This is a genomic window from uncultured Acetatifactor sp., assembly GCF_948601915.1.
Taxonomy (GTDB): Bacteria; Bacillota; Clostridia; order Lachnospirales; family Lachnospiraceae; genus Acetatifactor.
Genome location: NZ_CAPDXS010000163.1, coordinates 1 through 10,924 on the forward strand (window position 1 = coordinate 1; position 10,924 = coordinate 10,924).

8 protein-coding genes and 1 pseudogene are annotated in these 10,924 nt (G+C 56.8%); all 9 read left to right on the plus strand.

The window, feature by feature from the left end; all coding sequences use genetic code 11:
- A partial coding sequence (locus Q2B33_RS20720) for a YqaJ viral recombinase family protein (RefSeq protein WP_300823110.1) occupies window positions 1–1,063 on the plus strand: 1,063 nt, incomplete at its 5' end.
- A gap of 37 nt (window positions 1,064–1,100) precedes the next feature.
- Entirely contained in the window at window positions 1,101–3,374 is a 2,274-nt protein-coding gene (locus tag Q2B33_RS20725; RefSeq protein ID WP_300784039.1) for an ATP-dependent RecD-like DNA helicase, read from the plus strand.
- A 2,004-nt stretch (window positions 3,375–5,378) separates the two neighbouring features.
- Window positions 5,379–5,684, plus strand: coding sequence for a hypothetical protein (locus Q2B33_RS20730; RefSeq protein ID WP_300819787.1), 306 nt, complete (start codon window positions 5,379–5,381; stop codon window positions 5,682–5,684).
- A 164-nt stretch (window positions 5,685–5,848) separates the two neighbouring features.
- A complete protein-coding gene (locus Q2B33_RS20735; RefSeq protein ID WP_300784035.1) occupies window positions 5,849–5,974 on the plus strand; it encodes a hypothetical protein in 126 nt (41 codons plus the stop codon).
- A 56-nt stretch (window positions 5,975–6,030) separates the two neighbouring features.
- Complete coding sequence (locus tag Q2B33_RS20740) at window positions 6,031–8,010, plus strand: YodL domain-containing protein (protein WP_300784033.1); 1,980 nt, start codon at window positions 6,031–6,033, stop codon at window positions 8,008–8,010.
- A 45-nt stretch (window positions 8,011–8,055) separates the two neighbouring features.
- A complete protein-coding gene (locus tag Q2B33_RS20745; protein WP_300815891.1) occupies window positions 8,056–8,277 on the plus strand; it encodes a hypothetical protein in 222 nt (73 codons plus the stop codon).
- Between the two features lie 71 nt (window positions 8,278–8,348).
- Complete coding sequence (locus Q2B33_RS20750; RefSeq protein ID WP_300784029.1) at window positions 8,349–9,395, plus strand: Cas9 inhibitor AcrIIA9 family protein; 1,047 nt, start codon at window positions 8,349–8,351, stop codon at window positions 9,393–9,395.
- A gap of 27 nt (window positions 9,396–9,422) precedes the next feature.
- Entirely contained in the window at window positions 9,423–9,971 is a 549-nt protein-coding gene (locus Q2B33_RS20755) for a hypothetical protein (RefSeq protein WP_300784027.1), read from the plus strand.
- Window positions 9,968–10,924, plus strand: a pseudogene (locus Q2B33_RS20760) (hypothetical protein); the annotation flags it as partial. The gene Q2B33_RS20755 and the pseudogene Q2B33_RS20760, both read left to right, overlap by 4 nt.

Sequence of the window (10,924 nt, forward strand, 5' to 3'; positions counted from 1 at the left end):
AGAGACCGCACAGGAGAGGAAAAGGTACAGCCCCCTTGTGCTGACGGAGACAGAAAGCTTGTCCCGGAATCAGTGGCTGGAATACCGCCGCTTAGGGATTGGTGGCAGCGATGTGGCGGCCATCATGGGCATCTCTCCCTTCCGCACGGCAAGGGACGTCTACTATGACAAGCTGGGCATAGCGGAAGTGGAAGGGTACGAGGGAAACTGGGTGGCCATGGAGATGGGGAACTTATTGGAGGGCCTGGTGGCAGAAATCTTCCGGCATAAGACCGGGTTCGAGGTCTATCAGGTGAAGAAGATGTTCCAGCACCCTGCCCACCGCTTCATGCTGGCAGATGTAGACAGCTTCATCACCATGCCGGACGGAACGAAAGCCATCCTGGAGATCAAGACCACAAACTACAATGCGAAAGGGCGCTGGTGGAGGGACGGAATGGAAACCGTGCCGCCCTACTATGAGGCCCAGGGACGCCATTACATGGCAGTGACGGACATCGACCGTGTATTCTTCTGCTGCCTCTACGGCAACACGGAGGACGAGACCATCATCCGGGAGCTCCGCAGGGATGCCGCTTATGAGGAGGAAATGATATTCCTGGAGCGGCAGTTCTGGGAAGGCCATGTACAGAAAAAAGTGCCGCCGCCCTATCTGGAGGATGGGGACGTGATCCTGGAGAGCCTCTGCCGCTACTGCGGCCCGGCAGACAAAGGGCTGCCTACAGTCCCTCTGGAGGGGCAGATGGCATCCAACCTGATGCGCTACCTCCGGCTCCAGGAGGAAAAGAAGGACTCGGAGAAGGACACGAAGAAGCTGAAGGACGACATCCAGAGGCTGCAGGCCATACTGGTGGCAGAGATGGGGAGGAGCTGCACGGCGATTTGCGACAGGGATGGCAGGCGCTATACCGTGACCTATAACCCCGTCCGTAAACCTGTAATCGAGAAGGACGACATGGCGAGGCTGAAGCTCCTGTACCCGGAGATTTACGAGCAGTTCGTCACCATATCGGAATTCCGGAAGTTCCATGTGAAGGCCAGCGATGCCGGGGAAGCCGCATGAAGCAGAACCGGGAAGAAGAGACATAAGGAGGTAAAGAATGGGCTACAGAGTGAAGTATGAAAGTACCATATTCTCCAACCCGGCGAACAAGTACTGCATCGTGTCGGTAAAGACAGCCGACACCTCCGTCCCGGCACAGGCCAGGGACAAAAGGAGGTACAGGGACCACCTGATCCATTTCACGGCCGTGGGCTACGGCATCCCCATGACGGATGCGGTGGAACTGGAGCTGGAGGGGGAATGGGTGGACGGGAAATACGGCATGCAGCTCCAGGTGGAGCAGTGCCATGAGATCGTGCAGAAGACAGAGGAGGGGGTGCTGGCCTACCTGGGTTCCGGGCTGATAAAAGGCATCGGGGAGAAGACTGCCGCCCAGATTGTGGCCCGGTTCGGCGTGGGCACGCTGGACATTCTGGAGAAGAGCCCGGAGCGGCTGTTGGAGGTCCGGGGCATCACGGAGAACAGGCTTCAGGACATCAGGGACTCTTATAGGGAGAGCAGGATGCTCCGCGATATCCTGGTGCTCCTGGCTCCCTTTAAGCTGCCCCCAAAAACAGCGCAGAAGATTTACGACTACTTTGGCCCGGCCTGTCTGGACATCCTGCGGAAGAGCCCCTTTGAGCTCTGCCTGATGCCGGGCTTCGGCTTCCGGCGGGTGGACGCCATCGTGCGGAAGACGGACAACCGCCCCCATGACCCCATGCGGGTAAAAGGGGCGCTGCACTGCGCACTGACAGAGGCGAAGGGAAACGGCGGCCACCTCTACCTTGAAAAAGAGGAGCTGCACAAGGAGGCCCTGAGGCTCTTGAATGAGATGGCACCCCTGCCGGAGATGCGTGTCCGGGAAAGCGAGGTGGAAAAAGCGCTGGAGGAAATGATCTTAGGTGGGAAGATAGTCTCCGCGAAAGGATGCATCTATTCCCCGGCGGCATTCGCTCAGGAAGACGCCACCGCCCGTGAGGTCGCAAAACGTCTGGCAGTGAACCTCCCAGTGGAGGGGAATCTGGATACCGTCCTTGCATCCGTGAAGTCGGAACTGGGGCTGCAGACAGCGGCAAAGCAGGAGGCGGCAGTGAGGACGGCATTCCAGTATAACCTGTCCATCATCACCGGCTCCCCCGGCACGGGCAAGACCACGGTGCTGAAAGTGATCATTGCGGCCTACCGGAAGCTGTTCCCGAAAAAGAAGATCTCCCTGATGGCGCCCACCGGGCGTGCCAGCCGCCGCATGGCGGAGAGCACCGGATTCCTGGGGGCATGCACCCTCCACAGCGGGCTCAAGCTTGCCAGCGAGGAGGACGGGGAGAGGATGCGGAAAGATGCGGACACACTGGACGCGGACCTGGTCATAATAGACGAGTTCTCCATGGTGGACATGTGGCTTGCCAGCAAGTTTTTTACATCGCTGAAGGAGGACGCAAAGGTGGTGCTGGTGGGAGACCCTGACCAGCTGCCCAGCGTTGGGGCGGGGAACGTGTTCAGGGAGCTGATCCAGTGCGGCCTTGTGCCGGTGACGGTGCTTGACGTGATTTTCCGGCAGGCAGAGGACAGCCTCATTGCCCACAATGCGAAATTCATCAACGAGGGGAACACAAAGCTCTACTATGGGGAGGACTTCCAGTTCCTGCCCTGCGAGAGCCAGGAGACGGCGGCAGCGGCCATCATCGAAAGGTACTGCAGCGAGATTAGGGAGAACGGCATCGAGCATGTGCAGATTCTCTCCCCATTCCGGACAGACGGGGCGGCATCCGCAGATAACCTTAATGCCGCCATCCGGGAGGTGGTGAACCCTTTCCGTTCCACGGAGGACGAGATCCAGCTTGGGGCAAAGACATTCCGGGTCGGCGACCGCATCATGCAGACAAAGAACACGGATAAGGTGTCCAACGGCGACCTTGGCTTCATCCGCTATATCAAGGACACAGGGAAGGAGAAGCGCATCGGGCTCGGCTTCGGGGAGGACCGCCAGCTGGAATACGGCTTAGAGGACCTTGCGAACCTGAGCCTGGCCTATGCCACCACCATCCATAAGGGGATGGGTTCGGAGTACGACATCGTGCTGATGCCCCTGCTGAAAGCCCATTATGTGATGCTCTACCGCAACCTGCTGTACACGGGGATCACCCGTGCAAAGAAGAGGGTGGTGCTGGTGGGGCAGAAGCAGGTGCTGCACATGGCAGTCCACCGCAATGAGATCAGTAAGCGCAACACCCTCCTTGGGGAGCGCATCCGCCTCTATTATAAAGCCTTTGCCAGGAGCGCCGGACTCCCGGTGCCTGCATTTCCGGAGGGGCTGAAGGCGGCTGGCTGAGCAGTGGCCAAGACGTCGCCATGCCATATGACGGCATTATAGCAAAAGGCTTATGGTTTTTGCTTCGGCACACTTTGATGCCTGCCGTTGCTGCGACAGTTTTCATTGAAAATAGGAATGGCCATGGCGCTTAAAATGTGCAACAGGTGGGCGCTGTAGCGATGCCGGACAGATGCGGCAGGCAGATGCGCCCACAGGTATATGAGGATTCCAAATCAAAAAAGGAAGGAGACTAAAAGAATGAATAAGAATGGAGATTCGGCAACCATGTATGGGACAATGCCGGCAGTGGCAGGGCTTAACAGGGTGGAGGGCTTCGAACCTTCCGGCCTGCTTGTCCGTACCGTTTCCCTGATGACCGGGGAGGAGGGGCTGGAAATCAGCCTTGCCTGCAAGAAGCTGTGGTTCCGCCTGGCTTACCCCAAGGGGAGGCTCCAGACGGACAGGGTTTCCCTTACAGAGCAGGTGGCGGTATTTGAGGCCCGGGTCTACCTGGACTGCAGTGATGCAGAGCCGGTGAGCAGCTTCGTTTCCGGCTGTACAAGGGAGGATGCCAACGGAGTGCGCTATATCCAGGCGGCACAGGATGAGGCTATGGACAGGGCATTGACAGATGCAGGGTTCGGGCTGCAGTTTGCTGATATGTGTGCAGACAGCAGCATGGCAGGAAATGGAGAAAAGCCTGTACATCCCGGCACTGGGGATGCGGCAACCGAAAAAGGTTCTGCCGGGAATATCCAGAGCGCAGGATTAGAGGTTCCTGTGGGAAATGCCGGGACTGCAGGACCAGTGGCGCATGGCAGGAATGCCAGCCATGCCGGAAACGTGGTAAGGCCGTTCCCTGAGGCATCAGCTTCTGGGGGGACGAAAAAGGTGCCAGCGCAGGGACCACAGCCTTCTTGTTCCAGACAGCCTGCACAGGCAGCTACAGTACCGCAGGGTCATGCACAGGCAGGAACCGGACAGCCAGTCCGCACTGCCGCAATGACGCAGGGACAGGCGGCACCAGCAGGAACCGGGCAGCCCGCCCATGCAGCCATCATGCCACAGAGTCAGACGGCCCAGCCTGTAGGAACCAGACAGCCTGTTCTGCCTGTAGCATTCCAGGGGAAAACGTCACCTACTGCGGGGACTGGACAGCCCATTGCGGCTTCAGTACCGCAGGGACAGAGGGTACAGCCAATTGGAGGCAGCCTGGGCGCTATGCCTGTAATGCCCCAGAAGCAGGAGGCGCAGCCTGCGGGGGGCGGACGGCCTGTTGGAAACGGGAAGGCTGCCCAGACTGTAATGCCGCAAGGTCAGGGAGTGACGCCTGCCGGAAATAGACAGCCGACCATTCCCATAATGCCGCAGGGGCAGGGAATGGAGCCCGGTAGAGATGGGAACCTGACTCGACCTGCGGCTCCGGTATCTGCAGCAGCCGGGAAAGCAGCTTCTGGCGGTGCCCAGTTGGGAGAAACTGCCAGGGACAGCACAATATCAGGAGTACAGGCAGCCACACAGAATCATGCCATGGAGAAGCCGGGAAAGCCTGATCAGCCTACAGGGGATAGGCCTACAAAGGGACAGCGGTATTTTGGGAATACCGGCGCTGCTTCGGCTGCGCCGCAGAACCAGACGCCACATAATCCTATGACAGCCCAGCCGGCTCAGTCGGCAGCACATCAGGAAATACCCGGCCAGCTCCCGGTGCCTCCGGCATCCATGGAGGGCAAAGGGGCAGTACGGCCTGATTCAGAAAGAGCGGCCGGCACCATGGACAGCCTGCCCGTCCCGCCTATGGGAAAAACCGGCCAGGCATCGTCTGAAGCTGCCAGATCCACGGAGGATGCCCTGCCGGTTTCTACCGATGCTCCTGAAAAAAGAAATGCCCGGTCAAGCATACAGGAAGCCATGGCATTACTGAAAGGAAATGTGCTTCCCGTAGGTACAGCGGAAAGCACGATGGAAGGCGGCGGAGACAAAGCTGCAGAAAATGCTGCAGGGAATAAGGCAGCAGGATCTGTGGGAGACGTATCCACGGGAAGCCAACAGCCCGTAAATGGGGAGGCGGCACAGGGAAAGCCTGCACCGCGCTATACGCCGGACATGTCTGTGGAGGAGATCGTCAGCCTGATGACACTGGAAGAGGCCGGAAAGGTAGTGGTAGACACGGGCGTGAGCAAAGGACAGACCATTGCGGAAGTGGCGGAGAGGCGCCCTCCCAGCTTAAAGTATTACCGCTATGGAGGGTACGATGGACCCAACAACATCCTCCGTGCGGCGGCTCAGGTCATGCTGGACTCCATTGAGGGACAGAAGGCCAGCTGAATTTGAAACAGCCCAATTGACTATAAAACGCCGCTATGAGGGATATGGGCATTACACGCAGTATCCTGTGCAGCATTCAGGGACCACAGCCATGGGGCTGTGGCTCCGATAGCGGCAAGAAAGGAAGCTATCCGTATACAGGAACGAAAGGAGACATAAGTGGGATGAAGATGGAAACTTTTGCAGAGATGATATGCACGGAAGTAAGAAGAGCGCTTGGCGGGAAAGCCAGCGTGGAAGTCAGGGAGGTAAGGAAGATGGATATGAAAATGGAAAGCTTCGAGGATTGAACGGATGAGCAGAGGGTAAAATATATGCCTTTTAGAAGTGAAAGGAGGGAGAGGCGATGGACGACCCTTACCCCCAGGAATTCCCTTTCGGGATTCAGGACGTGGCGGAGCTGCTCCAGCTGAGGGTGCGCCGCCGCCAGCCCGACAGCATGTACACGGACTGTCCGTTCTGCGGGGACCGCAGGGGCAAGATGAACATCAATTTCACAAAAAACGTCTGGCGGTGCAACTACTGCGGCGAAAGCGGCGGTATGCTGTCCCTCTACGCAAGGCTCAACAATACCACCAACTCGGATGCCTACCGGGAGATCAGCGATGCCCTTCTGGCAGGGGACACTAGCTGGGGGTATGAAGGAACGGAAAGGAAGGGGATGCCTTATGCAGGCAGTGGCGGCGGAACTTTGTCTAATGCACCACAAAAAGCGGCAGAGCCCTTTACGTCAAATATAGCTGGAGGGAAGAAAGCGCCAGAATCCATGTCGGTGCGTGCAGATACCAATAAAGAACCGGAAGCACGGCCATCATACATGAACCTGCAAGCAGATATGGAGATTCCTCAGGCGGAACGTGCCGGTGACCAGCAGGTACATCAGACCTATTCACTCCTGTTGGGGATGCTGAACCTGACGCCTGCCCACAGGGCACACCTGAAGTCCGAAAAACGGGGGCTTACGGATGCCCAGATTGACGGCTATGGCTTTAAGAGCACGCCGCCAGGCTTCCTATGCCGCTCCCTGGCGGAGCGGCTGCAGAGGCAGGGATGCATCCTGGAGGGAGTGCCGGGTTTCTATCTGCACGATAAGGGCTACTGGACCATCCGGTTCAGCAGCCGTGCCTCCGGCATCCTGATTCCGGCCATTGGCATTGACGGACTCATCAGGGGGATGCAGATTCTGCTGGACATCCCGTTCAGGGACAAGGATGACCCGCCGGGGAAAGCCGGGACAAAATATATCTGGCTCTCCTCGGCGGCTAAGAACCGTGGCGTCACCTCCGGCAGCCCGGTGCATTTCGCAGGGGACCCATTCTCCAGAACGGTTTATGTCACGGAGGGGCTGCTGAAAGCGGACATCGCCCACTGCCTGACGGACAGGGCCTTTGTGGCGGTGGCGGGGGCAAACAATGTGAAGCCTCTGGAGCCGCTGTTCGCCCTGATGGCGCAGAATGGCACGGAGATCGTGGTGGAAGCCTACGACATGGACAAATGCAGCAATGCGATGACTGCCAGGGGAAGCTCCCAGATATGCCGGATGGCGGGAAAGTACGGGATGGAATGCCGCCGCCTGACATGGAACCCGAATTATAAAGGGATTGACGACTGGCAGCTTGCCCTGCGGAGGGAAAAACGGAAGGCGCAGGCAAACCGGCAGGACAGTGAGGCACTGAATTTCAAGGAAAAGTACCTGTTGGGACAGTGCGGAATGGATGCCATGAAGCAGGAGATGGAGAACCTGCGCAGGGAGAAGCATGCGTGTGATTCGAACAGAGAGTCTAGCCAGGATGGTGAAAGTATAGTCGCAAAGAACCTGAACAAGACACCAGTATCAGGACACGATGGCAGCAGAATGATGGAGAAGATCGGGCTGACAGCAGAGGAATATGCCGTTTTCTGCCGTGACGGGGTGAAGGCGCTGGAAAGGATGTTGGATGCCCAGAAGCGTGACTGCAGGTTCCGCATCTACCAGCTTGCCTTTGAAGCAGGGGGGACAGTCCCTTTTGCTTTCAAGGGAATCCTTGATTTGTACAAAGCGGGATATGAACAGCCCCCGGCGGCGAAGTACAGGCTGGCGGCTGATTCCATGCTTACCTGTCCGGCAGGATGGACAGATGCTGAGATTCTGAAACGCCTTTCAGCGTGCTTTGGAAGCCGCATGCCGGAGGAAGAGAAAGGAAGCATGGAGCACCCGCTTGCACCATCGGACGTGGTGGAGCTGAAGGACGAGGCAGGCCGCCGTTATTTTTATGTAGACGGAGCGGGCTTTGAACCTGTACGGTTCTCGCCATTTCTGGCAAAGGACAGGGAACCTTCGAAATGAGAGGAGGCATCCAGAAGATATTTATAAACGGTAAAAAAGCCGGATATGAAACTGTGGAAAGGAGAAGAAATGAAAGAATATATAGTGACGATGTTGGTCATTGCTGATGAAGATACCGTAAAAAATGAATATGGGGACAATGTGGAGGATATGGTGCGCTGGTCCATGCCGGATGATGTGGAGTTTGGCTACAATGTTTTAGGATCGGAAGAGGTAATGAGCGAAGATGAGAGGTGGGCTGATATGGAGAAGGGTGAAATATATTAAACCAATTCAGGTGTTCCTTAAAAAGCAGGCATATGGGCCGGTTTTATCTGGTTTAGAGGAAGGAGGCAGATATGGATAACTTTGTGGCAATAAATATCGGACAGGACAGAGAGGATATGCCTTTGCCATACGAAGGCCGTGAGGGCATACAGGATGGATATCTTAGGGGCACGGATGTGCTCCAGGATGGTTTTGCCGTGACAGAATACAGCCCTTTTGATGACGCTGATGCTGATGAAGGGCAGACTGGATACCCTATGGAGCCTGACTGGATGGACACAGGCGGAGAGGAGAGCATCCCTGTGATAGAAGAGACAGAGCGTCAGGATTCGGGATGCGGGTATAGGATAGGAGGTGACGGCAGCGTTGAAGATGATGGAGGAACCAGCCCCATGAAAAAGGATGCCGTGGAAACGGATGAGGCAGAAGCCGAGGAGGAACGGAAGCAGGCAGAGCACGAGGCATCCGAGGCGAAGAGGAAGTCGGAGTGGGAAGTCAGGCAGCAGGCAAAGAAAGAAGCGGTAAAAGCACAGCTGGAGCGGATCAAGTCTATGAGTGCGGAGGAATTGGTATCGGAATCCATGAAGAGGGTGGAGGCCGACACGGAGAAGCTGACGCGCCGCAATATGAAGGAATGCGTCTCCGAATACATCCAGACTGCGTGCATGGAAGATGAGGGGTTCGCACAGCAGGTGATGCTCCCCCAGAAGAACATGGTGCGCTGTTTCCAGTACATCAATCGGAAAGCATATGAGTATGTGCAGGATGAGATGAAAGCGGACGGGATAGAGCCGGGAAGGGATACGCCATGTTATTCTGCCGACATCCCGGACGGCCTCTGCTACCACTGGGCGGAGGAATATTTCCGTACCATGGACGTGAAGGAGGATAAAGAGGAGGAAGAGAAGTTCGTCCCGAAGCCCTATGCGGGAAGGACTGCATCCAGTTCCAAAGGAAAGAAAACCGGCACTAAGAAATCCGCTGCAAAGAAACCTGCAGCAGCAAAACCAGCGGAAAAGAAGTCGGAAAATAAAAAGCCTGCCGGTGACGGCCAGATGTCCCTCATGGAGCAGATGTCGTTTGAGGATATGCTGGCATCCGTGGAAAAAGCAGGCTGAACGAACATCGCGGGAGGTGAAAAAAGAATGATAGCGTACAAAGCGTTTGGGAACGGGCTAACCTGCCGGGGATACCGGTTCATGATGGGCCTCAACAGGACGGAGAGAGCGAACTACAGTGAGAATGGCTTCCACTGTGCGGAGAACCCACTGGACTGCCTCACCTATTATTCCGACATGGACAATGCGGAATATTATATTGTGGATGCCGGCGGGGACATAGACGAAGACGGGAGCGACACCAAAATCTCCTGCACGGAGCTGACGGTACTGCAGAAGCTGACAAAGAGGGATTTCTTCCTCCACAGCCTGGCATTCATGGCCGACCATCCCCGGCGGGAATGGAGCGGCCATGTGTCAAGGGACAGGGCGGAGGCATCCCGCGGATATGCAGTGGTAAGGGGAATCGACCCGGTAGCCTGCGGGAAGTGCGGCGATATCCTTGCATTTGCGAAGGAAGACCCGGTGAGCGGGCACATTGTTCAGATTGGCCTAACGCAGGTGGATGGCAGTGGGGTCATGGAAGATACCTGGTATGGCACTGACCTGAAGGAAAGGCAGGTGGCACTGATATGAAGAAAAAGGAGTTGTTGGAATCCAGAGTCCTGACGGCTACCCCTAAGATGATGAAGCTGGCAGAGTCGGACCAGCCTGTGAGGAAGACAGGGTACTGCTGGGAAGGCACAAGCTTTTATGAGGTCTACCAATATGGGCTGTATATGCGCTGCCAGATACTGGACGGTCTGCTGAAGGTGGCTTTCTTCTTTCCACAGCATATGAGGGCGGGAGGCAGGATGCCCGCTTATGAGCTGTATGTAGATAAGGCAGCCGGGAAATTCCTCACCTATGACCGGGGGCTGGGCAGGTGGCTGAAAGCAAAGCTCGACATGCTGCCCTGGCCGTATTCCGTTTGCCGCTCTGAAAAGAAGTGGATGAGCAGGCAGGGGGATAAGCTTGTTAGGGACTACCTGGGCGTGGAGCATGGCGGCTATAAAGGGTTGCTGGAGTACCAGCTGAAAGTGCGCGCAGACGAGCTGAAGCAGCGCCATAAAAGGGAGACGGATCCATGGGACCTGGATCTGGAGCAGACGCCGGACCTGCCCAAAGACTGGGAGCGGTGGGTGAAAAAAGTGGGGATCACGGAGAACTACATTTTCTACCAGTACGACAGGAAAGGGGCAGAGACAGGGTACTGTACCTTCTGTGAAAAAGATGTGGGGATTAGGAAGCCCCGCCATAACAAGGCCGGACGCTGTCCGCGCTGCCGCCATGCGGTCACATTCAAGGCATTGGGGAAAGCCGGCACGGTCATGACAGAGAGGGATGAGATGTACCTGATACAGAGGTGCGAGGACGGGTTCATGATCCGGGAGTTCCGGGGATACCGCAAGTACCGGAAAGGGGACTGCCGGAACCCGGAGTGCAGCAGCTGGGAGATCCGCAGGTCCATCTACGGTCGGAATGCGGAACCTCTCCGTGCCTATTACTGGGGGGAGTATAAGCAGGCGGAAACCAGATGGATTGAGACC